We start from the raw sequence: 22,234 nt of genomic DNA, 5'->3' as shown, positions 1-22,234 counted from the left end.
AGGGCATGACCCTTGCCGATACCGTCCCGCCCCCCGACCTTTACATCACCGCCGAACTGGAGCGCCGGCCTCCGAAAGCCATTGACTACCAGGGCGAGAAGCTTGCGCTGAAGGACATCGCCGCGCAGATGCTCAACCATCCCGGGCAGGTGCTTCCCCGGCTGGTCGAACGCGCGATGCAGCTGACCGGCGCGGCGTCGGCCGGGATCAGCGCGTTCGAGCCCGAGCATGGCACGCCGGGCCTCTTCCGCTGGCGCGACCTGCGCGGCAAGCTTGCGTCCTTCGAAGGCGCCACCACGCCGCGCGACTACAGCCCTTGTGGCGTATGCCTGGACCGCTTCGAGCCGACCCTGACGCGGCATCCGGAACGTTACTATGGCTGGATCGCCGAGGCGGGCGTGGTCTGTCCCGAGGTGCTGCTGGTTCCGCTATACATGGCGCACGGGCAGCCGCTGGGCACCCTGTGGATCGTCGCCGAGGAAGCCGGGCACTTCGATGCCGGGCACGCCGGCGTGATGCAGGAGCAGGCCTCCTTCGTCGGCATTGCGCTTGCCATGCTGCAGAATCAACGCCGCCTGCAGGAGGCGCTGGAGCGGCAGGAAATGCTGACGCGCGAGATGGACCACCGCGTGAACAACGTATTCGCCGTCGTGGATGGGCTGATCCATGCCAGCAGGCTGTCGGCCGGTTCGGTGGACGGCTATGCCAGGAGCCTGTCCGGCCGGTTGCACGCGCTCGCCGCCGCGCATGCACTGGTGCGCGAGGCGTCCGGCACGGAGGCGGATGGCCCGCCAGCCTCCGCCGGCACCTTGCATGAACTGACCCGGGCCATCTTCAAGCCCTATGAAGCGTCGGGCCAAGCCTCGGACCGGACCCGCCTTGTCGTCAACGGTGCCGATGTGCTCCTTGGCAACCGGGCGATCATTAGCCTGGCGCTCGTCTTCCACGAGCTTGCCACCAATGCGGCAAAGTACGGCGCGCTGTCCGAGGAAGCCGGGTGTGTCTCGGTGAGCTGGGAGCGCTGCGGGGAACATCTCGCCGTCCGCTGGCACGAAGAAGGCGGCCCGCCAATCCAGGGGCCCAGCCAGCGGCAAGGGTTCGGCAGCATCCTGTTGCGCAATACGCTTACCCGTCAGCTCGGCGGCACGTTCGAACTGGATTGGCGCGAGCCCGGGCTGGCCGTCATGTTTTCCCTGCCGCTGTCCAGGCTGTAGCGCGCTGCCGGTGACGCGACCTCGGCGTCAGGCAGCCGCGGCCCCTGCGACAGACAGCGCCGATTCGAGTCGATTGCCGCCCAGCGATTTCGCGCGGTAAAGCGCCCGGTCCGCGGCGGCAAGCCCGTCGGCCAACGCCGGCACTTCAGTGTCGAACTGCGCCAGCCCGATGCTGACCGTTGCCGCTATCCGGATGCCGTCGATGCGCTCGGGAATGGCCCCGGCGAAGCGCCTGGCAACAGACTCCCCCAGCGCGCGGGCGCGGCGGGCGTCGTCCCCGCTTAGCAGCGCCGCGAATTCTTCGCCACCGATGCGCGCCAGCAGCGCGTGGGGGCCAAGGACCTCACGCGCGGTTTCCGCAAAGAACTTCAGTACCTTGTCGCCCGCCTGGTGCCCATACCGGTCGTTGATCGCCTTGAACTGGTCGAGGTCGAACGCGAGCACGGCGACCGGGTCGGCACCGGACGCACCGCCCGTGCCTCCCGTGCCTCCCGTGCCTCCCGTGCCTCCCGTGCCCCCCGTGCCTCCCGTGCCTCCCGTGCCCCCCGTCAGCCGCGCGCCTTCTTCAAAGAACCACCTGCGGTTGCCAAGCCGGGTCAGGTAATCGGTCTGGGAGTCGCGCAGCAACTGGCCGTGCGCCTCCTCGCGCACGAGCTTGAGCAGGGCCATCGGCAACAGGACCGAGTACAGCACGCCTTCGTAGATCGTGATCTTGCTGGCAAACGACTGGACAGACGGTCCGTACGCCATCACCAGCCATGGCAGCACGCATGCCCGGGTGGCATAGAAGAGGGCATGGATGCCTGTCACCGCGACGACGACGCGGCGCGCATGCAGCGCTTTCATCGGCTCGCAGCGCAGCATCTCCAGCGTTGTCAGCACGCTAACCAGCGCGATCGGGAACGAGCTGACGTAGTTCCACATGGCATCCTGCCAGCGCATGCCCGCCGCCGCCCACAGTAGCGCCATGCCAATCAGCACGGCGGCCGCCAGGGCGCGGTACTGGCGTCCCCGTAACGAGGCGACCGCGGAAAGGATCAGCAGGTAGCCGCTGAGAATGACGAGGTTGCTCAGGGCCGGGCCGATCGCACCAGGCAAGTCACGGCGGAACAGCACCGCCGCGCAGCCGGCGGCGAGCGTCGCGAAGCCCGCTGCCAGGGTCCGCAACGCCTTGCCGCGGCTGGGATGGGTCCGATGCTCCCAGAACGTCATCCCGGCACTGGCGAGAAGGGTTCCGATGGCAAGGAGGTAAAGAGTAAGAAGATCGACGTACATCCCAAATGTAAAGACATGGCGCCTGCAGATTGCGCCGTGAGGCGAATTCTACGTGGGAAATACGACAGCAGCCTTGCCACGGCAGCGGGTAGAAAGTGCCTTGGCAGGGATCCACTGGCAGGCAAAACCTTCACGACCGCGTTGCCGGACCGGACTGCGGGCGCTGGCATGGACGATGCAGGGTTTCACGATCGTTCCTGACGCCGAAGGAGTCGGCAAATGGCCAAACGGTTCGTGAATCGCCGGCGCGCTGCGGGCATTCGCGGACACAGGCGCGCTGACGGCAACATCGCATGGACTGCACACCCCCGGAAAACCGCATTGCCTCCCTGTTCGCGGCACTGAGCCCGCGTGAAGGCATCCCGCTGCCAGGGCGGGGGCAGACGCTGGCGCGCTGGCAATTGTTGTCTGCCGTGGCGGCAACGCATGGCGCCGTGGTCATCAAGCTGTTCGAAGCCCATGCCGACGCGCTCGCGATCCTGGCGGAGGTAGCACATGCCACGGCGGCCGCGGACACCACCTGGGCGATATGGGCCGCCGAGCCGCCGGACGCGCGCGTCGGCATGACGGCCATGCCGGGCGAGCCCGACGAAGCCCAGTGCAGGCTGGCCCTGCAGGCGGGTATGGCGGGTATGGCGGGTATGGCGGGTATGGCGGGTATGGCGGGACCGTTGACGCCGGTGCGGCTGCATGGCCGCAAGGCGTGGTGTTCCGGCGCGGCGGCGGTGTCGCATGCGCTGCTGACCTGCCGGGACGAAGCCGGCTCGGCCCGGCTGGCGCTGATCGATGCGCGCGCCCCGGGCGTGACCGTGACCGGCGATGGCTGGCATGCGGTCGGCATGCGCGATACCGGCAGCGGCGACGTGCTGCTGGACGACTGCGCGGCGCTCTGCATTGGCGGTCCCGGCGCCTATATCGACCGCCCCGGATTCTGGCACGGCGGAGCAGGCATCGCGGCGTGCTGGTATGGGGCCGTGACGCCGCTGGCGCGGGCCGTGCGCGACACCGTGCAGCGCCACCAGAATCCCCACGCGGCGGCGCACCTGGGTGCCATCGACGGCGAACTGCGCGCCGCGGCGGCGCTGCTGCGCGAGACCGCGGCCTGGATCGATGCCCATCCCGCCGCGGATGCCTTCGTGCCGGCCATGCGCGTGCGCGCCGTGGTGGAAGCCGCGGCCCGGCGCGTGATGCATCGTGCCGGCAATGTGCTCGGCGCAGGACCGCTCTGCCGCGACCAGCGGCTGGCCCAGCTGTATGCCGACCTGCCGGTGTTCCTGCGTCAGAGCCATGCGGAACGCGACCAGGCGGCGCTGGGCGCGCGGCTTGCGGATGACGCGGGTGGGCCTGCCTTCGAACACGCGCTGTGACAACGCAAGCGGAGGGCACACGATGATCGGCGTGGTGGTGCCGGTGCATAACGAAGAACAGTATCTCGAGGCTTGCCTGATCGCGCTGACGGTCGCCTGTACCCATCCGCTGCTGGACGGCGAGCCCGTCGTGATCGTGCTGGTGCTGGACGACTGCAGCGATCGCTCTGCCGCCATTGCCAGGCGGCACGCCCGCCGCCATCTGCCGGCCGGCCATCTCACCTGCCTGACGATCGCCGCGCGCAACGTCGGCAAGGCCCGCCATGCGGGCGCCGTGCACCTGCTGGCGCGGCAGGCGCGCTGGCTGGCGTTTACCGACGCGGACACGCGCGTGGCGCCTGACTGGCTGGTGGCCCAGCTGGCGTTGCGCGCCGATGCCGTATGCGGGCTGGTCATGGTCGACGACTGGAGCCTGCACCCCCCGCATGTGCCGGTCCTTTTCTACGCGCATTACCGCTGGCAGGACGAACATCGGCACGTCCACGGCGCCAACCTGGGCGTCTGTTCGCACGCCTACCGGCGTACCGGCGGGTTTCCGCCGCAGGCCACGCACGAAGACGTCGCGCTGGTGCTGCGGCTGATGGCCATCGACGCCAGGATCGCGTGGAGCTGCCAGCCCCGGGTCGTCACCAGCGGCCGTCCGCGCGGCCGGCTGCCCGGGGGATTCGCCGATCATCTCGCGGCGTTGGCGGCTGCGCCGGACTTGCCGTCGCCGCCGCATGACGGCGCCGGCGAGGCAACGGCGCCCGAGGGCGTCTAGCGCCGCGGGCGCCATGCGTCGTCGACGGCACGCGCGCGTATTGCCATGCGGCTTATCGCGCCCACAAAAAGATTCACTTCACTTCGCGGCTCTCGTCATAGAAGATTTCCGAGCGTCTCCATCGCTGGCCTGAAAGCGCAATTGGCCGGGCGATTGTCCAGTCAACCGGAGTTCACTATGGCACGCATACCGGCCCTGACCCTGCTCGTCATCGCGCTGGCGGCCTGCAGCAGCACGCCGCCAGCGCCGCCGCCCGCCGCACCCGCGACATCGGCCGCGCCCGCAGCGGCGCCGGCCAGCAAGGCACAGCCGCAGCCGCAGGCGCAGCAGAATGCGGTCGATCCCGCGGCCATCCAGGCGCTGAACGACATGGGCAAGTACCTGCAGTCGCTGCGCCAGTTCGAGGTCTTCATCGACTTGTCGGGCGAACGGGTGCTGCAGGACGGCCAGAAGCTGCAGCACACCGCCACGGCTGACCTGGATGTGCAACGGCCGGACCGGCTGCGCGCGCTGATGCGCAGCGCGCGCTCGCAGCGCGACCTGATCTATGACGGCAAGCAGGTCACGCTCTACTCGCCTGCGCAGAAGTCCTACTCGCAGGTGGACTTCAGCGACAACCTGGGCGTGCTGGCGCAACGGCTGCGCGAACGCTTCGGTGTCGAGATTCCGTCGGCCGACCTGTTCCTGTGGGGCACGCCCGCGGCGCCGCTGGACAACATGGAATCGGCCATGAATGCCGGCCAGGACATCGTCGGCGGTGAACTGTGCGACCACTATGCTTTCCGCCAGGGACAGCTCGACTGGCAGATCTGGATCGCCACGGGCAGCCGTCCGCTGCCGCGCAAGCTCCTCATCACCAATCGGGCCGACGAGGCCAGGCCGCAGTCGGTCACGCTCTACAAGTGGAACCTGACCCCGAGGTTCGGCACTTCAGCGTTCGCCTTCACGCCGCCCAAGGACGCCAGGAAGGCGGAATTCGTTCCCCTGAAGGCCACCCGGTAACGGGGCAATGGACAAAAGGAGCATTGCCATGACCTACACATTCGCAAAGCCGCTCGCAGTGTGCACGGCCGCGCTCGTGCTGGTGGCGTCCGGCTGGACCCCGGTGGCCGAGGCCGCCCGCGGTGGCGGTGGTGGCGGACATGCCGCAGCCGGTGGACACGCTGGCGGCGGGCAGCGCGCCGCTGCCGGCGGCGGTAACCGCGAAGCGCGGCAGGTGAACAACCAGCGAGCCGACGCGCGCACCAACAACGTTCGCAACACCAGCGTCAACAACGTCAACGCCAACCGCAACGTCAACGTCAATTCGAACCGCAACGTCAACGTGAACGTCGACAGTCACGGCGGCTGCTGCGGCTGGGACAACGATTACCACCCGGTAGCGACTGCCGCCGCGGTGACCGCGACGGTGGCAGTGACGTCGGCGGTGGTGGGTTCCATGGTGCGCTCGGTCCCGCCGAGCTGCGTGCCGGTCAACTACGGCGGCATGGTCTACCAGCAGTGCGGCAGTACCTGGTACATGCCGCAGGGGCCGCAGTACGTCGTGGTCAACCCGCCGTACTGAAGACAGGCCTGAGCGCGCCGGGCTGGCTGCCTCGCCGGCCCGGCGGGCTTACCCATGGCGCAGCTGCAAGTCATGGAATGACACCAGTTCACCGGCCATCGCACTGGCCGCCACGGTGGGCGGGCTCGCCAGCCACACCTGCCCGGGCCCCGAGCGCCCGGGGAAATTCCGGTTGATCGAGCTGACCGTTACCTGCCCGGCCCGTTCCGACGAGCCCGGCCCGCAGTTGGCGCACGCCCCGCACGACGGCTGCAGGATGCGCGCGCCGGCCGCGTTGAATGTCTCCATGTAGCCCTGGCGGATGCAATAGTCCCTGACGTCGGTGGTGCCGAACTGCAGGTAGAGCGTGACATGCGGCGGCAGCCGCAGGCCGCGCTGCACCGCCCAGTGCAGCACCTCGTGGTACAGGTCGAAGTCCTCGCGCTTGCCGGCGGTGCAGGAGCCGCCGTAGGCGATATCCACGCGCACGCGCCGGTCCAGCGCTGCCAGCGGCAGGCCGTTGCCCGGATCGCCGGGGCGTGCCACCATCGGGCCGAGCGTGCTGCAGTCGAGTTCGATGGTGGCCGCGAAGGCGGCATCGTCGTCGCTGCGCATCCACGGCTCGATCACGAAATCGATGCCGCGACGCTCCTTGAGAAAGCGCACCGTCTGCGCATCCGGCGCGACGATGCCGGTGAAGCCGCCCAGCTCGGCGCACATATTGGTCAGTGTCGCGCGTTCGTCGATGGACATCGCGCGCACGACGGGACCGGTGAACTCGAACACCTTGCCGACCCCGGCGCCGCCCTTGATCGCAGCCTGCGCCAGCAGGTGCAGCACCACATCCTTGGCCGTGACGCCCGGCGCAAGGGCCCCGTGCAGTGCGACGCGGATGCTCTCGGGCATGGTCATGCGGACCGCGCCCGTCACGAACGCATTGGCCATGTCGGTGGTGCCGACGCCGAAGGCCACGCAGCCCAGCGCGCCACTATGCGGCGTGTGCGAGTCGGTGCCCACCACGACCTGTCCCGGCAGCGCATAGCGCTCGGCCATCATCGCGTGCGAGATGCCCGCGGCATGGCCGCCGTCGTCGGCACGGGAAGCCTCCTCGGTCAGCGTGCGGTGGCAGCGCAGCTGGTATGCGTCGACGAACTCGCGCTGTGCCGCGCACATCCTCGCAACGTTGTCGACCAGCCCGCCACGCACGTGCGCCGGGCTTTCATTGACGTAGGAGGTATGGTCCTCGAACACCACGATGCGCTCGGCATCCCTGAGCCGCAGCGGCTTGCCGAAGGTGGCGTGCAGCATGTGGGCGCACATGCCGGTGTAGTACTCGTGGATGAAGCGCCAGTCGGCGCGCACGAAAACGCCGTCGCCCGGTTGCGGGCTTGCCGGGGTGACCGGCGTCGCCAGCAGGTGGCGGTGGACGATTTTCTCGAACAGGGTCTGCGGTGCCGCGGGCGGCGTCGCGGCCGCCGGTTCGACGATGCCCAGGTATTGCTGGCCGAACTTCAGCAGCCCCCCGCTCAGCAGGATCGACGCGGCCAGCGTGTCGCGTCCGGCCACCAGCGTTTCGGCGGGGATCGGCTCGCCTGCCTGCAGGCGCGCAAGCAGGCCGAAGTCGGTCGAGGTGAACAGGCCGATGTTGTCCGCGTTCTGGCGATAGATGCGTTCGAAGCTGCGCGCGATCACCAGCCTGATGCCGGCCAGCTTTTCCGCCGCGGGACTATGCTCGCGCGACGATCCCTTGCCGTAGCGGTTGCCGGCGACCGTCACCGAGAAGCCGCCCTCGCGGATCGCCCCGGGCGCGACCGGGCAGGTGCCTTCGACCTTGTAGCCCATATAGGGATAGCGGCCAAGCTTGTCGTCGTAGTGCGTCAGGATCGGCACCGGCGTGATCTCGTCGGTGGACACGTCGTCGCGCAGAGCCCCGGCTTGCTCGGGCGTGATGGCCTCGCCGCGCAACTGGCGCGCCACGGCATCCGCCGAGTCGGCAAGGAACAGGATGCGGCCTGGGAAATCGGGGGCGCTCATGGAGGTCTCCGGTGGCACGGTGGCACGGTTGGCAGATGGGCGGCACTTTACTGGCTGCGGGGCGTGGACACGAAGCGCTGATCCGGCATCTCTGCTATCTGCCGGTGGCATATCAGGGTTAACCCGTTGTGCTGTGTGTGGCGCGGACGGCAGGCACAGGCAGGCGGTAGTATCGGGACGAAACGAGGCTCGCGGGCTCGCGGCCCGGCATCCTGAATGACCATGCATCGCATCGACCCCGTCAATATCCAGCTGTTCCTCGCCGCGGCACGCGAAGGATCGATCAAGCGCGCGGCGGAAACCGAACACATAGCGCAGTCGGCGCTGAGCCGGCGCATCGCCGAGCTGGAGCGCAGCCTGGGCGTGGTGCTGTTCGTGCGTTCGCCCGCGGGCGTGGTGCTGACCGATGCCGGCGCCCGCGCGCTCGAACTGGGCCGCAAGCTGAATGAGGACATCGCCAGCTTCGCGCGCGAAGTGCAGGATCTGGGCGACCAGGTTGCCGGCGTGGTGCGCGTGTCGGCCAGTCCGTCGGCCATCATCGGCTTCCTGCCCGAGCGCCTGCATGCGTTCAAGGCGGCGCATCCGCTGGTCGAGATCGCGCTGTATGAACGCTCCACCGCCGAATCGATCCGCGCCTGCCTTGACGATCGCGTCGACATCGGCATTGGCGTCGCGGCCAAGACGCCTGGCGGCCTGGAGTCGTGGCCGTTCGCCAGCGATCCGCTCAATGTCGTGATTCCGTCTTCGCACCGGCTGGCGCGGCGCAAGCGCATTCGCTATGCCGAAGTGCTGGAGCATCCGCTGGTGGTGGTGCAGTCCGGCGGCGCGCTCGACCAGGAACTGCGCGAGCAGGCGGCGAACCTGCGCCTGCCGTTCAACCAGAGCGTGACGGTGTCCAGCTTCGAAGCCGCATGCCGCATGGTGGAAGCGGGCCTGGGCATCGCCGTGCTGCCGGCCAGCGCCGGCGCTGCCTACGCCGGCACGCGCGGCTTTGTGCGCGTGCCGCTCGACGAGCCCTGGCGCGAGCGCCAGCTGCTGATCTACGCGCCCTACAAGCAACCGCGGCTGCGGGCGATCGCGGCCATGATCCGCGCGCTGCAGCCGGGCACCGCCGAGGCTATGCCAGCCTGAGATACCCCGTCCAGCGGATTAGCACTCTGCCGCGCGGCGGCGCAGCCCTACACTCCGACCCAAAGCCACCGCTCACGGTGCGATTCAATAAACGGAGACAAGGAATGCGGACAACGCTGTTTCGGCGGGCGTGCCATGCGCTCGCCAGCTTCACGACCCTCGCCGCGCTGGGCAGCCTGCCAGTCGCAGTCAATGCGCAGGAAACCAAGCCGGTCAGGCTGATCGTGCCGACCCAGCCGGGATCGCAGGCCGATGCGGTGGCGCGTGCGCTGAGCCAGCCGCTGGGCAAGCACCTGGGCCAGTCGGTAGTGGTCGAGAATATCGCCGGTGCCGGCGGCGTGCCGGGCACGCAGCAGATCGTCAGGGCGCCGAAGGACGGCTCGACCCTGGGCCTGATCTCGTCGAACCACGTGATCAACCCGTTCATCTACAAGAACCTGCCCTATGACTCGCTCAAGGACATCACGCCGATCACGGTGATCGGCACGCTGCCGCTGGTGCTGGTCGTCAATCCATCCGTCGGCGCGCAAACCACCCGTGACCTGATCGCGCTGCTCAAGTCAAAGCCGGGTGAGTTGAACTATGGTTCGTCGGGCAACGGCACGGTGCTGCACCTGGCTGGCCAGTTGTTTGCCAGCGAAGCGAAGGTGGATATCCGGCATGTGCCTTACAAGGGGGCTGGCAACTACACCACAGACCTGATCGGCGGCCAGGTGCAGGTCGGCTTCCTGACGGTGCAGGCGGTGCTGCCACTGATCAAGGCCGGCAAGCTCAAGGCCATCGCCGTGTCGACCACGCAGCGCGTGCCGGCCTTGCCGGATGTGCCGACGCTGGCGGAGTCGGGCCTGCCACGCTACAGCTTCGATGCCTGGCTGGCGATCGTCGGTCCTGCGGGTTTGCCGAAGGCGAACGTCGCGGCGCTCCAGTCCAGGATCCAGGCCACGCTGCAGGAGCGCGACGTGCTGGAGCATCTGGCGGCGCAAGGCGTGGTCGTGGCCGCCACGGGGGCCGACGCGGCCGTGCCGTTCTTGCGCAACGAACTGGACAAGCACGCGAGGATCGTCAAGCAGGCGGGGGCGACGCTGAATTGAGGCAACGTGCTTGAGGCAACGTGCTTGAGGCAACGTGCCTGAACCCGGGCCCGCCGCTTGCGGCGGGCCTTGTTTTTTTCAGCCTGCCTACAGCGCCGGGCAATCCTCGGAATCCGCGACTGCCGCATGTTGCGCCGGTTGCGGTGGGCTTGCCACGAACTGCGCTGCCGGATGTCCCGGACCGGGGCCTGCCTGTCCCAGGCGCGCACCGCGTTGCAGTGCCACGTGGACGGCTTCGCCCTTGCTGCGTACCCCGAGCGTCTTGTAGACGGCGTGGCAATGGCATTTGACCGTCGCCACGGAAACGTTCAGCTGCCGGCTGATGGTCTTGGCGGGATAGCCGCGCGCGAGCAGTACCAGGATTTCATATTGGCGCGGCGTGAGGCCGAGCAGGTGGGCTTCGCCGGGAGCGTTCACGTCGCCGGGCGAACGCAACGCCACGGTCTGCGGCTTCCCCGCGCTGCCCTTGCGCGTGCCATCGTGCGATGCCACCGCGACACCCGGCCGCTGGCGGAACGGCCCGAGGCTGACCTGGTAGCCGCTGGCGACCAGCCGGATCGATGCCTTCAAGACATCGGGCCCCACCGATTTCGGCAGGCAGCCCACCACGCCCGCCGTGACCTTGTCATCGACCCAGTTCGCGGGCGCGTAGTCGGACAGTACCAGTATCCGCGCTGCAGGCCAGGTCCTGCCGACCTGGCACAGCAACTGCCACGCTGCCTCCGGATCCTCCGGCAGGCCGAGCACGACGAATGCGATGGCTTCACCGGCGGCGCGAGGCGCGGCGATGCTCGCCGGATCGACCGTGACGACCTCACCGACGTCCTCGGCGTCTTCCAGCGTCCTGCACAACGCAACCCGCAGCAAAGCGTGGGATTCAATCAACAGCACCTTCATTGCACGCTTCTCTCTTGCGCGCGGACGCGGCGCCGTGGCCGCGGCAGGGGCGGCAGGCGGCGCGTCCGGCGACCGTGGGTTATGCGGCGACCCGCCCGGCGACAGCCGCCGCCGTGGCGTGGCTCAGCCTGGATTGCGCGAGTTCAGCCGCTTGCTGGAAGCGGGCCTGGGCCAGCTGGGCAAGCCCGGCCTGCGTTTCCGCGGCGATCTCGCACACCTGCCGCGTGTAGGCGCAGGCCTTGTCGGCGGCAAGCGGCGTCAGGGCACTTTGCAGTTCAAGAACCTTGCGCAGGTCCTTGCTGGCGAACAGCGCCTGCATGCGTTGCTGGTTTTCCTCGAAGGCCAACTGGGCGGTCTGCAGGTTCAGCTCGGCGATCCGCTGGAAGCCGGCAAACAGGATGCTGGAGAAGGCGAAGCAGTCAGCAAAGCCGCTGCCGTTGGGGACAGCGAACTGATCGGGCGCGAAAACGGGCATGCAATGGTTTCCTTTGGTCCGCCTGGGCTCAATGCCGGACGACAGGTTGCTGGTAAACACACAACCGGATTGCGTCGAAAGAGGCACCCGGCGTGCTGCGTTGCATCATTTCGCGACCCATTTTAGAGTAAGCACTCTAGACAATGTGGTGTGCCGTCCTAGGGGGATTCCCCGATGGTTTCAGCGTTTTTGCACGATTTTGTATTTTCGCTTTCGTTTTCGATGAGCCTCGCGCTGAGGCGCCCTGGAATCCGCCAGGAGGTAGGGTGGATCACCCAAAAACGCAGTATCCTTCCGTCACGCACGCCACCATAAAGCCACTCTTGCGCCACCCTTATCGCCGGCATCCCATCTTCGCCGGCCTCCTGCTTGTTGTATTCCTGACAGTTCAGCTGGCAGCAGTCGCGTACGCCTGTACCGGTAGCCGCTACCAGATGGAAAACAGCGGCACCGCGGCGGCGATGACCGAATCGTGCGCGGACATGGCGGCCGGCAGTGATGACCAGGGCATTGACCAGAGCGGGCTATGCCTGGCGCACTGCCAGGCCGATTCCAAGAGCTCGGACCATGTATCCCCGCAGATTCCGGCATTCCTGCCGGTGCTGAGGAGCATCGTGGAACCCACGCGCGTGGTCCTTGCCGAGGTTCGCGTCGCGCTGCGCGCAGACGTGGCGGCACGCGGGCCGCCGCCGCTTAACATCCTTCACTGCAGTTTTCAAACGTAGCCTCCAGATCGACGTCCATTCGGTGCTGCCCCGCCAGATCCGGGCAGCTGTCGTCGCTCATGGAGGCTTTATGCTTTCTCTTCGTCGCCTGACCCTGGCGCTGCTCTGCGCGCCTGCCCTGGGCCTGGCGTGGTCGCATGCCGCGGCTGCGCAAGCCGCCCCAAACCTTTCCCTCGCGGAATCCGTCGCGCTCGCGACGACGCACGCGGGTAATGCCGAATCCTCCGTCGGAGCCGTCGAGTCGGCCATGCAAATGGCGGTCGCCGCTGGCCAGTTGCCGGACCCGGTGCTCAAGCTCGGGCTCAACAATGTCCCCCTGAACGGGCCGGACCAGTTCTCGCTTACCCGGGACTTCATGACCATGCGGTCCGTCAGCGTGATGCAGGAATTCACGCGTCCGGACAAGCGGCGCGCACGGGTGGCGCGACTGGAAGCGGAGGCGACCGCCGCCGAGGCGCAGCGTGCTGTCGGACTGGCCAGCGTGCAGCGCAATGCGGCCGGTGCCTGGCTCGATCGATGGTATGCCGAACAGACCGGCGTCCTTCTCGGGCACCACGGCCATCCTCTGGACCTGGCGCTTCAGGCGGCGGCGGCCGCCTATCGCAGCGGGCGTGGCTCGCGCGCGGATGTCCTGGCGATGGAGCTGGAAATCCAGAAGCTGCATGACCGCCTGGATGAAAACCAGGCCGCCGTTGCCACGGCCAGGCTCAATCTTGAGCGCTGGGTCGGGCCTGCGGCAAGTCGCCCATTGTCGGAGCGTCCGCCGCTCGACGTTCCGCAAGGCGTCCAGCAGCTGGCGCAAGGCGCATTCGACTCGGTGCCAGAGATCACGGCGGCGCAGCGCGAAGTGGCGCTGGCGGAGTCGGAGATCCAGGTGGCGACGGAAGCCCGGAAGCCGGATGTGACGGTCGAACTGATGTACAGCCAGCGCGGCCCGGCTTACTCGAACATGGGGTCGCTCAACGTCAGCTTCCCGGTGCCCTGGGACCGGGGCAATCGCCAGGACCGCGACATCGCAGCCAGGCTGGCACAGGCCAATGAGGCGCGTGCCAGGTTCGAAATCATCCGCCGCAATACGCAGGCCATGGTGGGCGCCAAGGTCGCCGAGTTGCAGCGCAACCTCGGGCGGCTCAAGCGCTACGACGAGAAGACCTTGCCGCTCGCCAGCGCGCAGGCGGATGCCGCGCTCACGGCCTACCGTGCCAATACCGGGTCGTTGCTCGCTGTCGCCGAGGCCAACCATCGGGCCATCGACCTGGCGGTGGAGCGCCTGGCGCTGGAAGCGAAGACGGCAAAACTCTGGGCCGACCTGGCCTTTCTGGTCCCGCTTCCCACCGCGCAATCCGAGCCGGCCACCAAGGAGCTGAAATGAAGACCCCGGTCATTGCAGTGGCGGCAGTTTTCGTTGTGGTCTGCGCCGCCATCTATGGCGCCTATCAGCTGGGCGTCGCGCGCGGGACGCAATCGGTGCAATCGGCGCAGTCGTCCGTGGCAACCGGCGCGCACCCTGCGCTCAAGGCTGGTGACACCGATCCGAAGACCGGCAAGAAGATCCTGTACTGGCATGACCCGATGGTGCCCGGCCAGCGTTTCGACAAGCCGGGCAAGTCACCGTTCATGGACATGCAGCTGGTGCCTGTCCACGCGGATGGGGAGGGCGCGGGCAGCGGCGTCACGGTCGACAGCCGTGTCGCACAGAACCTCGGCATCCGCACGGCCGAGGTCAAGGCCGGCCGGATCAGCGCCGTGCTCGAGGCGCCCGGCAATGTTGCCATCGACGAGCGCAGCGTCCAGGTGATTCAGGCGCGAACGAACGGCTTCGTCCAGCAGGTCGCGGTCAAGGCGACGCTTGACCCGGTTCGGCGCGGGCAAGCGCTGGTGACGGTGTACTCGCCCGACTGGATCGCCGCGCAGGAAGAATACCTCGCCGTGTCCCGCATTGCCGCCGATGGCCGGTCTGACCTGCGCAATGCGGCCAGGGCCCGCATGCTGCAGGCAGGCATGACGCCAGGCCAGGTCAGCGTGGTCGAGTCAACCGGCAAGCTCCAGCCCCATCTTGGCATCGTGAGTCCGGTCGACGGCATCGTGACCGAGGTCGCGGTCCGCGAGGGCATGACGGTCTCTCCGGGCATGACGCTGTTCCGCCTGGCCGATCTGAGCCGGATCTGGGTGATTGCCGAGGTCCCGGAGGGGCAGGCCCGCGCCATCGCTTCCGGCCAGGCGGTCAAGGTGTTGCCCACCGGCGCAACCGAGCCACTGGCCGGAAAGATCGAAACCGTCCTGCCGGACGTCAATCCAGCCACGCGTACCATCAAGGTGCGTATTGTCCTGGCGAACAAAGGCAGGCAGTTGTTGCCCGGCATGTTCGTGACGGCCCGGTTCGACAGCGGTGACCAGAAAGACGTGCTGATGATTCCGCTGGAGTCCGTCATCCGCACCGGCCGGCGCAGCATCGTCATGGTGGATGCCGGCAACGCAGGCTTCGTGGCAACCGAAATCAAGACAGGGCGCGAGGCCGCGGGCATGGTGGAGGTGGTGGACGGCCTTCAGGCGGGCCAGAAGGTGGTCACTTCCGGGCAATTCCTCATCGATTCGGAGGCCAGCCTGCGCGGCACCGCGGAACGCATGGGTGCCACCCCGGCGGCGTCCGCGCCGGCGGCGGCAGCGGCGCCCGAGCACGAGGGCCTCGGACGCATCGAGGCAGTCAACGGCACTGACAGCCTGACGATCTCGCACGGACCGATACCCTCGGCGCAGTGGGGCGCGATGACCATGGATTTCGCCGCGCCGCCTGCGGGCCTGCCCAAAGCGCTCAGGCCCGGTGACCGCATCCGCTTCCGCTTCCATCTGGACAAGGACGGCGTGGCGATCCTGTCATCGATCGAGCCGGCCGGCGTTACCCCGGGGAGCAAGCCATGATCGCCCGGCTCATTCTCGCCTCCATCCGCAACCGCTTCCTGGTCCTGCTGGCCACGGTCATGCTGACCGCATGGGGCTTGTGGGCGGTGCGCAGTATTCCGCTCGACGCGTTGCCGGACCTGTCCGACGTGCAGGTCATCATCCGCACGCCATTTCCCGGCCAGGCACCGCAGATTGTCGAGAACCAGGTCACGTATCCGCTGACCACCACCATGCTGTCGGTGCCAGGCGCCAAGACCGTGCGCGGCTATTCATTCTTCGGCGACTCCTTTGTCTACGTGTTGTTCGATGATGAAACCGACCTCTACTGGGCTCGTTCGCGGGTGCTGGAATACCTGAACCAGGTGCAATCCCGCTTGCCCGCCGCGGCCCGGCCGGCATTGGGGCCGGACGCCACCGGCGTTGGCTGGATCTACGAGTACGCGCTGGTGGACAAGACCGGACAGCATGACCTGAGCCAACTGCGTGCGCTGCAGGACTGGTTCCTGCGCTTCGAGCTGAAATCACTGCCCAACGTCGCCGAGGTCGCCTCGCTGGGTGGCATGGTGAAGCAGTACCAGATCGTGCTGATGCCGGATCGGCTGCGCGCCTACAACCTGTCACAGGCCAGGGTGCTGGCGGCGCTCAAGGGCGCCAACCAGGAGACCGGCGGCTCGGTGCTGGAGCTGGGTGAAGCGGAGTACATGGTCCGCGCCAGTGGGTACCTGACGACACTCGACGATTTTCGGCAGATACCGCTGATGACCAGCGAAGCTGGCATACCGGTGCGGCTGGGAGATGTCGCCGTCATCCAGCTCGGCCCCGAGATGCGGCGCGGCATTGCGGAGCTCGACGGCCAGGGAGAGGTGGCCGGCGGCGTCATCGTGATGCGCTCGGGCAAGAACGCGCTGGAAACCATCGAGGCGGTCAAGGCCAGGCTCGCCACGTTGCAGACGAGCCTGCCGGCTGGCGTGCAGGTTGTCACCACCTACGACCGGTCCGCCCTGATCAACCGGGCGGTGGAAAACCTGACGCACAAGCTGGTCGAAGAGTTCATCGTCGTCGCGCTGGTCTGCCTGGTCTTCCTGTTTCACCTGCGCTCCGCGCTGGTGGCCATCGTTTCCTTGCCGCTGGGGGTGCTGGCAGCGTTCCTGGTCATGCGATACCAGGGGGTCAATGCCGACATCATGTCGCTGGGCGGGATCGCCATTGCGATCGGCGCCATGGTTGACGCCGCGGTTGTCATGATCGAGAACGCTCACAAGCATCTGGAGCACTGGCATGCCGACAATCCGGGAGCCGAGCTGAGCGCGCACGAGCGCTGGGACGTGATCGGCGAGGCGGCGGCAGAGGTGGGGCCCGCGCTGTTCTTCTCGTTGCTGATCATCACGCTATCGTTCATCCCGGTGTTCACGCTCGAGGCGCAGGAGGGGCGGCTGTTCTCGCCGCTGGCCTTTACCAAGACCTATGCCATGGCCGCGGCGGCGGGCCTGTCCGTGACGCTGGTGCCAGTCCTGATGGGCTACATGATCCGCGGCAGGATCCCTGCAGAGCAGTCGAATCCGCTCAGCCGATGGCTGATCCGCGCCTATCAACCCGTACTGGCCAGGGTGCTCGCCTGTCCCAGGGCCACCGTGGCAGTTGCCGCGCTCCTGCTGCTTGCGACCGCCTGGCCGGTCATGCGGACCGGCGGCGAGTTCATGCCGCCCCTCGACGAGGGAGACCTGCTGTACATGCCGTCGGCGCTGCCGGGGCTGTCCGTCGGCAAGGCAGCGCAGTTGCTGCAGCAGACCGACCGCCTGATCAGGACCGTGCCAGAGGTGGCCACCGTGTTCGGCAAGGCGGGCCGCGCGGATACCGCGACCGATCCGGCGCCGATCGAGATGTTCGAGACCACCATCCGCTTCAAGCCGCGTGAACAGTGGCGTGCCGGCATGACGACCGACAAGCTGGTGGAGGAGCTTGACCGGGTGGTGAAGGTGCCCGGCCTGTCCAATATCTGGGTGCCGCCGATCCGCAACCGGATCGACATGCTTGCCACCGGCATCAAGAGCCCGGTTGGCATCAAGGTGGCTGGCACGGACCTGAAGGAGATCGACCGCCTGGTGACGCACATCGAAGCAGCCGTCAGGACGGTACCCGGCGTCAGCTCGGCGCTGGCCGAGCGGCTGACCGGCGGGCGCTATATCGACGTCGACATCGACCGCATGGCGGCCGGGCGGTATGGACTCAACATCGAGGATGTCCAGCGCATCGTGTCGTCGGCAATCGGCGGCGACAACGTTGGGGAAGTCGTCGACGGGCTGGCGCGTTTTCCCATCAATGTGCGTTATCCACGCGACTACCGCGAATCGGTCGAGCAACTGCGCAGCCTCCCCATCGTGACCGACAGGGGCCAGCAGATCGTCCTGTCCGACGTTGCGCGGATCCGGGTGGTGCAGGGACCACCGATGCTGCGCAGCGAAAACGCCCGCCTGTCCGGCTGGGTGTACGTGGACATCCGCGGACGCGACCTGCGCTCGGCCGTTCACGACATGCAGGCCGCCGTGGCCAAGGCGGTGCCGATGCCGGCGGGCTACTCGCTGAGCTGGTCGGGGCAGTTCGAGTACCTGGAGCGGGCGAGTGCGAAGCTGAAGATGGTCGTGCCGTTCACGCTGCTGATCATCTTCGTGCTGCTTTACCTGGTGTTCGGTCGACTCGACGAAGCGCTGCTGATCATGGGCACGTTGCCGCTGGCGCTGATCGGCGGGTTCTGGCTGCTTTACCTGCTGGGCTACAACCTGTCAGTGGCCGGCGTGGTCGGCTTCATTGCGCTGGCCGGCGTGGCGGCGGAGTTCGGCGTCATCATGCTGCTTTACCTGAAGCAAGCCTGGAGCGAGCGCGAGGACCGTGGCGAGACCAGCCAGGCCGCCCTGATGGAAGCCATCCAGCAAGGCGCCGTATTGCGTGTGCGCCCGAAGGCCATGACGGTCGCGGTCATTCTTGCTGGCCTGCTTCCGATCATGTGGTCGCATGGTACCGGCTCGGAAGTCATGCAGCGCATTGCCGCCCCGATGGTCGGCGGCATGGTGACCGCGCCGTTGCTTTCCCTGTTTGTCGTGCCGGCGGTGTACCTGCTGATCCGCAGACGCAAGGCAAGACCCACTCCACCTTCTACCCAACCTTCGTTTCAAGAGGAATCAAGATGAAACGCGTCAACACTCTCGCAATCGTGCTGGCCCTGGCGGGCATGCCGGCGGCATTTGCCGCAGGATCGATGGACGGCATGGACATGAAGCCGTCAACCGGATCGAAGCAGGCTGCCCGCCCCGTTGCGGCGGAAATCAAGAAGATCGATGTGACGGCCGGAAAAGTCACCCTCAAGCATGACCCGATCGAAAACCTTGGCATGTCAGCCATGACCATGGCGTTCCCGGTCAAGGATCGCGCTTCGTTGAAGCATTTCAAGGAAGGCGAGTCGGTGTCGGTCATATTCGACAACATCAACGGCAAGCCGACCGTCGTGGAGATGCAGCGCAAGTAAGCGCGGCAGGCACGTGTCGCCGCAGCGGCGCGTGCTTGCCATACACAGTAGAATCGCTGCGACTCCACGCCGAACCACATGCCATGCGGATTCCCCCGGTAAAGGCCATCATCGCCTTCGAAAGCGTCGCCAGGACCAAGAGCGTCAGCCGCGCCGCGGAGGAACTGGGTTTGACGGCGTCCGCCGTCAGCCACCAGATCAGCAATCTCGAGGAGATCCTGGGCCAGGCGCTGTTCTTCCGGCAGGGCCGCGGCCTGGCGCTGTCGCCGGTGGGCGAGCAGTACCTGCGCGATGTCACGGGCGTGCTTGCCGACCTCAACCGCGCCACCGAGCGCGCTTCGAGCCCGGCCAATGTCGAGATCCTGCGCGTCCATTCAAGCCCGAGCTTCGGCCTGATGTGGCTGCTGCCACGGCTGGAATCGTTCCAGGCCGACAACGGCGATATCCAGCTCAACCTGTCGTGCTCGTATGAAGACGTGCCGTTCACCAGCGGCTACTACGACGTCGATATCCGCCACGGCTACGCCCACTGGCGCGACCTGCAGGTGAAGACGCTGCGGCGCGAGACGATTGCGCCGCTGGCCTCACCCGCCTATCTCGAAAAGCATCCGATCCGTACACCGGACGACCTGCTGGCGCAGCGGCTGATCTATTCCGAGACGCCACTGGTGCAGTGGCAGCAGTGGTTCGCGCGGTTCGGGGTGCCGGCTTCGCACAAGAAGACCTTCGATTTCACTTTCGACCGCTCCTACATGTCGCTGGAGACTGCCGCACTGGGGCTGGGGGTGGCGCTGGAAAGCACGCTGCTGGCATCGGTGCAGATCGGCAAGGGCGCGCTGGTGCCGGTGTTCGACGACAGCCATGCGGTGGAGGTGGGCAGCCACCACGTGGTCTATCCGGCGCAGAACGCCGAACTGCCGCGCGTGGCGCGCTTCCTCGCCTGGCTCGACCGCCAACTGCCGGCGCCGCGCTGAGCCGGCGCCCGGCAAGTGCCTGCCGCGGCGCGGGAATCGGCGCCCCGCCGCCGTCGTTTGAAAATTTCTCAGCAATAGCTGAGGCAGACAGCGTTGATCGGCAAGCCGCCAGCGACAAAACTCGACACATCCCAAGTCCAATTTCAAGGAGACAAAGATGCTGGTCGAGAACAACGTAGTCATCATCACCGGCGCGGCCTCGCCGCGCGGCATCGGCAAGGCCACCGCCATGGCCTTCGCCGCGCAGGGGGCCACCGTGGTCATCCTGGACCTGCGCCTGGAAGACGCCCAGGCTGCCGCCGGCGAACTGGGCGACCAGCACCTGGGCCTGGCCTGCGATGTGACGGACAAGGCCGCCTGCGAGCGCGCGGTGCAGGCCGTGCTGCAGCGTTACGGGCGCGTCGATGCGCTCGTCAACAACGCCGGCATTACCCAGCCGGTGCGCACGCTCGATATCCAGGCCGCCAACTACGACGCCGTGCTCGACGTGAACCTGCGCGGCACGCTGTACATGTCGCAGGCGGTGCTGCCGCAGATGCGCGTGCAGCAGCGCGGCAGCATCGTGTGCATGTCGTCGGTTTCGGCGCAGCGCGGCGGCGGCATCTTCGGCGGCCCGCACTACAGCGCGGCCAAGGCCGGCGTGCTGGGGCTGGCGCGCGCCATGGCGCGCGAGTTCGGCGCGGACGGCATCCGCGTCAATTCGATCACACCGGGCCTGATCCAGACCGACATCACCGGCGACAAGCTCACGCCCGAGATGCGCGCCGACATCATCAAAGGCATCCCGCTGGGCCGCCTGGGCAATGCCGCCGACGTGGCCAACGCCTGCGTGTTCCTAGCGAGCGACATGTCCGCCTACCTGACCGGCATCACGCTCGACGTCAATGGCGGCATGCTGATCCACTAAATTCAAGTGAAGCCGCCCGACAGAGGCGGAACCTTCAACAGCCGGGGCACCGCAGGGCGGCGCCGCCAGGCAGGAGACAACCGATGAAGACCAAATACGCGGCTTCGCCCATTGGCGGCGAAGCGACGCTGCACGCCGATTCCGCCACCTTCGAGACCCGCACCTACGCCAAGGTGGTGAAGCGGCTGATTCCGTTCCTGATGCTGTGCTACCTCGGTGCCTACCTGGACCGGGTCAATGTCGGCTTCGCCAAGCTGCAGATGCTGAGCGACCTGCAGTTCAGCGAAACCATCTACGGCCTGGGCGCCGGCATCTTCTTCCTCGGCTACTTCCTGTTTGAAGTGCCGAGCAACGTAATCCTGCACAAGGTCGGCGCCAAGCGCTGGCTGGCGCGCATCATGCTGACCTGGGCGGTGATCTCGGCGTGCTTCGCCTTTGTCACCACGCCGACCCAGTTCTACGTCCTGCGCTTCCTGCTGGGCGTGGCCGAGGCCGGCTTCGCGCCGGGCGTGATCCTGTACATGACCTACTGGTTCCCGTCCGAGCGGCGTGCCAAGGCCTTGTCGATGTTCTTCATGGCGATCCCGCTGGCGGGGATGGTGGGCGGGCCGCTGTCGGGCTGGATCATGCATGCCTTCCACGGCGTGGGCGACCTGGCCGGCTGGAAGTGGCTGTTCCTGATCGAGGCGCTGCCTTCACTGTGCCTGGGCGTGGCCATCCTGTACTACCTCGACAATGGCATCGACCAGGCGCACTGGCTGACCGACGTGGAGAAGGCGCTGCTCAAGCGCAATATCGAAGGCGACAACGCGCAGAAGATGGAGCACATGTCGATCCGCTCGTTCATGGCGGACCGTCGCCTGTGGCTGATGGCAGCGATCTACTTCTGCGTGGTGCTGGGCCAGTACGGGCTGACCTTCTGGCTGCCCACCATCATCCGCAAGGCCGGCGTCGCCGATCCGCTGTGGGTGGGGATCTACACCGCGCTGCCGTACCTGTGCGCCATCGTGGCCCTGCCGCTGGTGGGCATGAGCGCCGACCGCCGCCGCGAACGCCGCTTCCACCTGATCGTGCCGATGGTGGTCGCCGCCGCCGGGTTTGCCACCTTGCCGCTGCTGGGCAGTGTCAGCGCGTCGCTGGTGTGCCTGTGCATCGCCGCCGCCGGCATCCTGGCCTCGTCGTCGCAGTTCTGGGCGCTGCCTACCGCGCTGCTGGGCGGCATGTCGGCCGCGGCCGGGATCGCCGCAGTCAACTGCGTCGCCAACCTCGCGGGCTTCTTCTCGCCCGCCATCGTCGGCTGGCTCAACGACCTGACCGGCAAGTCCACCGCCGGGCTGGTGTTTATCTCGGCCACCGTGGTCTTTGGCGCGATGCTGGTGTTCCTGGTCCCCGCCAGGACCGTGAACCGCTGACGCCCCCC

19 protein-coding genes are annotated in these 22,234 nt (G+C 67.3%); 15 read left to right on the top strand and 4 right to left on the bottom strand.

Annotation, left to right across the window (positions count from 1 at the left end):
• Window positions 1-5: 5 nt before the first annotated feature.
• Entirely contained in the window at window positions 6-1,214 is a 1,209-nt protein-coding gene (locus LPA45_RS22820; RefSeq protein ID WP_317921368.1) for an HWE histidine kinase domain-containing protein, read from the top strand.
• A 27-nt stretch (window positions 1,215-1,241) separates the two neighbouring features.
• Here LPA45_RS22820 and LPA45_RS22815 read toward each other — a convergent pair whose 3' ends face one another.
• Window positions 1,242-2,489 carry a diguanylate cyclase gene (locus tag LPA45_RS22815; protein ID WP_317921367.1) on the bottom strand — a complete coding sequence of 416 codons (1,248 nt, stop codon included), beginning with the start codon at window positions 2,487-2,489 and terminating at the stop codon, window positions 1,242-1,244.
• 293 nt (window positions 2,490-2,782) lie between these two features.
• On the opposite strand from LPA45_RS22815, the gene LPA45_RS22810 reads away from it, so the two are divergent.
• From LPA45_RS22810 to LPA45_RS22795, 4 genes are all read left to right on the top strand, one after another.
• Window positions 2,783-3,856 (top strand): acyl-CoA dehydrogenase family protein, encoded by a 1,074-nt coding sequence (locus tag LPA45_RS22810; RefSeq protein WP_317921366.1) that lies wholly within the window; start codon window positions 2,783-2,785, stop codon window positions 3,854-3,856.
• A gap of 22 nt (window positions 3,857-3,878) precedes the next feature.
• Window positions 3,879-4,616, top strand: coding sequence for a glycosyltransferase family 2 protein (locus tag LPA45_RS22805; protein WP_317921365.1), 738 nt, complete (start codon window positions 3,879-3,881; stop codon window positions 4,614-4,616).
• Window positions 4,617-4,793: 177 nt separating this feature from the next.
• Window positions 4,794-5,618, top strand: coding sequence for a DUF2092 domain-containing protein (locus LPA45_RS22800; RefSeq protein WP_116319767.1), 825 nt, complete (start codon window positions 4,794-4,796; stop codon window positions 5,616-5,618).
• Window positions 5,619-5,646: 28 nt separating this feature from the next.
• Window positions 5,647-6,180, top strand: coding sequence for a hypothetical protein (locus tag LPA45_RS22795; RefSeq protein ID WP_116319766.1), 534 nt, complete (start codon window positions 5,647-5,649; stop codon window positions 6,178-6,180).
• Window positions 6,181-6,228: 48 nt separating this feature from the next.
• Here the strand turns inward: LPA45_RS22795 and LPA45_RS22790 are convergent, their stop codons facing one another.
• Window positions 6,229-8,193 (bottom strand): aconitase family protein, encoded by a 1,965-nt coding sequence (locus LPA45_RS22790; RefSeq protein WP_317921361.1) that lies wholly within the window; start codon window positions 8,191-8,193, stop codon window positions 6,229-6,231.
• Window positions 8,194-8,415: 222 nt separating this feature from the next.
• On the opposite strand from LPA45_RS22790, the gene LPA45_RS22785 reads away from it, so the two are divergent.
• Together LPA45_RS22785 and LPA45_RS22780 are read left to right on the top strand one after the other, a co-directional pair.
• Window positions 8,416-9,324: a LysR family transcriptional regulator gene (locus LPA45_RS22785; protein ID WP_116319898.1), complete on the top strand. Its 909-nt coding sequence runs from the start codon at window positions 8,416-8,418 to the stop codon at window positions 9,322-9,324.
• 104 nt (window positions 9,325-9,428) lie between these two features.
• Window positions 9,429-10,415, top strand: coding sequence for a tripartite tricarboxylate transporter substrate binding protein (locus LPA45_RS22780; RefSeq protein ID WP_317921359.1), 987 nt, complete (start codon window positions 9,429-9,431; stop codon window positions 10,413-10,415).
• A gap of 87 nt (window positions 10,416-10,502) precedes the next feature.
• Here LPA45_RS22780 and LPA45_RS22775 read toward each other — a convergent pair whose 3' ends face one another.
• Both LPA45_RS22775 and phaP read right to left on the bottom strand, forming a co-directional pair.
• On the bottom strand, window positions 10,503-11,312 hold the full coding sequence (locus LPA45_RS22775) for a response regulator transcription factor (RefSeq protein ID WP_317921358.1): 810 nt from the start codon (window positions 11,310-11,312) through the stop codon (window positions 10,503-10,505).
• A gap of 79 nt (window positions 11,313-11,391) precedes the next feature.
• Window positions 11,392-11,787 (bottom strand): TIGR01841 family phasin, encoded by a 396-nt coding sequence (phaP, locus tag LPA45_RS22770; RefSeq protein ID WP_317921357.1) that lies wholly within the window; start codon window positions 11,785-11,787, stop codon window positions 11,392-11,394.
• A gap of 323 nt (window positions 11,788-12,110) precedes the next feature.
• On the opposite strand from phaP, the gene LPA45_RS22765 reads away from it, so the two are divergent.
• From LPA45_RS22765 to LPA45_RS22730, 8 genes are all read left to right on the top strand, one after another.
• Window positions 12,111-12,512, top strand: coding sequence for a hypothetical protein (locus tag LPA45_RS22765; protein ID WP_116319897.1), 402 nt, complete (start codon window positions 12,111-12,113; stop codon window positions 12,510-12,512).
• Window positions 12,513-12,582: 70 nt separating this feature from the next.
• Window positions 12,583-13,884, top strand: a complete 1,302-nt coding sequence (locus LPA45_RS22760; RefSeq protein ID WP_317921402.1) for a TolC family protein — start codon at window positions 12,583-12,585, stop codon at window positions 13,882-13,884.
• Window positions 13,881-15,431, top strand: a complete 1,551-nt coding sequence (locus LPA45_RS22755) for an efflux RND transporter periplasmic adaptor subunit (RefSeq protein ID WP_317921356.1) — start codon at window positions 13,881-13,883, stop codon at window positions 15,429-15,431. Before LPA45_RS22760 ends, LPA45_RS22755 begins: the two co-directional genes overlap by 4 nt.
• On the top strand, window positions 15,428-18,598 hold the full coding sequence (locus LPA45_RS22750; protein ID WP_317921354.1) for an efflux RND transporter permease subunit: 3,171 nt from the start codon (window positions 15,428-15,430) through the stop codon (window positions 18,596-18,598). The genes LPA45_RS22755 and LPA45_RS22750 overlap by 4 nt, the downstream gene beginning before the upstream one ends.
• Window positions 18,595-18,933 carry a copper-binding protein gene (locus tag LPA45_RS22745; protein ID WP_317921352.1) on the top strand — a complete coding sequence of 113 codons (339 nt, stop codon included), beginning with the start codon at window positions 18,595-18,597 and terminating at the stop codon, window positions 18,931-18,933. Before LPA45_RS22750 ends, LPA45_RS22745 begins: the two co-directional genes overlap by 4 nt.
• A gap of 83 nt (window positions 18,934-19,016) precedes the next feature.
• Window positions 19,017-19,907, top strand: coding sequence for a LysR substrate-binding domain-containing protein (locus LPA45_RS22740; protein WP_317921350.1), 891 nt, complete (start codon window positions 19,017-19,019; stop codon window positions 19,905-19,907).
• Between the two features lie 157 nt (window positions 19,908-20,064).
• Entirely contained in the window at window positions 20,065-20,814 is a 750-nt protein-coding gene (locus LPA45_RS22735; RefSeq protein ID WP_116319756.1) for an SDR family NAD(P)-dependent oxidoreductase, read from the top strand.
• 83 nt (window positions 20,815-20,897) lie between these two features.
• On the top strand, window positions 20,898-22,226 hold the full coding sequence (locus LPA45_RS22730; RefSeq protein ID WP_317921348.1) for an MFS transporter: 1,329 nt from the start codon (window positions 20,898-20,900) through the stop codon (window positions 22,224-22,226).
• The last annotated feature ends 8 nt before the right edge of the window (window positions 22,227-22,234 follow it).

The sequence above is a fragment of the Cupriavidus sp. Agwp_2 genome, assembly GCF_040784895.1.
In the GTDB taxonomy this organism is placed as follows: domain Bacteria; phylum Pseudomonadota; class Gammaproteobacteria; order Burkholderiales; family Burkholderiaceae; genus Cupriavidus.
Note: the sequence above shows the minus strand (reverse complement) of the source record. Positions and strands in the feature narration are given on the sequence as shown.

Bases quoted from the DNA above. Each gene is read 5' to 3' on its own strand.
- LPA45_RS22795 (WP_116319766.1), top strand. From the start codon at position 5,647: ATGACCTACACATTCGCAAAGCCGCTCGCAGTGTGCACGGCCGCGCTC.
- LPA45_RS22760 (WP_317921402.1), top strand. From the start codon at position 12,583: ATGCTTTCTCTTCGTCGCCTGACCCTGGCGCTGCTCTGCGCGCCTGCC.
- LPA45_RS22730 (WP_317921348.1), top strand. From the start codon at position 20,898: ATGAAGACCAAATACGCGGCTTCGCCCATTGGCGGCGAAGCGACGCTG.
- LPA45_RS22750 (WP_317921354.1), top strand. From the start codon at position 15,428: ATGATCGCCCGGCTCATTCTCGCCTCCATCCGCAACCGCTTCCTGGTC.
- LPA45_RS22805 (WP_317921365.1), top strand. From the start codon at position 3,879: ATGATCGGCGTGGTGGTGCCGGTGCATAACGAAGAACAGTATCTCGAG.
- LPA45_RS22755 (WP_317921356.1), top strand. From the start codon at position 13,881: ATGAAGACCCCGGTCATTGCAGTGGCGGCAGTTTTCGTTGTGGTCTGC.
- LPA45_RS22740 (WP_317921350.1), top strand. From the start codon at position 19,017: ATGCGGATTCCCCCGGTAAAGGCCATCATCGCCTTCGAAAGCGTCGCC.
- LPA45_RS22780 (WP_317921359.1), top strand. From the start codon at position 9,429: ATGCGGACAACGCTGTTTCGGCGGGCGTGCCATGCGCTCGCCAGCTTC.
- LPA45_RS22775 (WP_317921358.1), bottom strand. From the start codon at position 11,312: ATGAAGGTGCTGTTGATTGAATCCCACGCTTTGCTGCGGGTTGCGTTG.
- LPA45_RS22790 (WP_317921361.1), bottom strand. From the start codon at position 8,193: ATGAGCGCCCCCGATTTCCCAGGCCGCATCCTGTTCCTTGCCGACTCG.
- LPA45_RS22735 (WP_116319756.1), top strand. From the start codon at position 20,065: ATGCTGGTCGAGAACAACGTAGTCATCATCACCGGCGCGGCCTCGCCG.
- LPA45_RS22785 (WP_116319898.1), top strand. From the start codon at position 8,416: ATGCATCGCATCGACCCCGTCAATATCCAGCTGTTCCTCGCCGCGGCA.
- LPA45_RS22810 (WP_317921366.1), top strand. From the start codon at position 2,783: ATGGACTGCACACCCCCGGAAAACCGCATTGCCTCCCTGTTCGCGGCA.
- LPA45_RS22800 (WP_116319767.1), top strand. From the start codon at position 4,794: ATGGCACGCATACCGGCCCTGACCCTGCTCGTCATCGCGCTGGCGGCC.
- phaP (WP_317921357.1), bottom strand. From the start codon at position 11,787: ATGCCCGTTTTCGCGCCCGATCAGTTCGCTGTCCCCAACGGCAGCGGC.
- LPA45_RS22820 (WP_317921368.1), top strand. From the start codon at position 6: ATGACCCTTGCCGATACCGTCCCGCCCCCCGACCTTTACATCACCGCC.
- LPA45_RS22815 (WP_317921367.1), bottom strand. From the start codon at position 2,489: ATGTACGTCGATCTTCTTACTCTTTACCTCCTTGCCATCGGAACCCTT.
- LPA45_RS22745 (WP_317921352.1), top strand. From the start codon at position 18,595: ATGAAACGCGTCAACACTCTCGCAATCGTGCTGGCCCTGGCGGGCATG.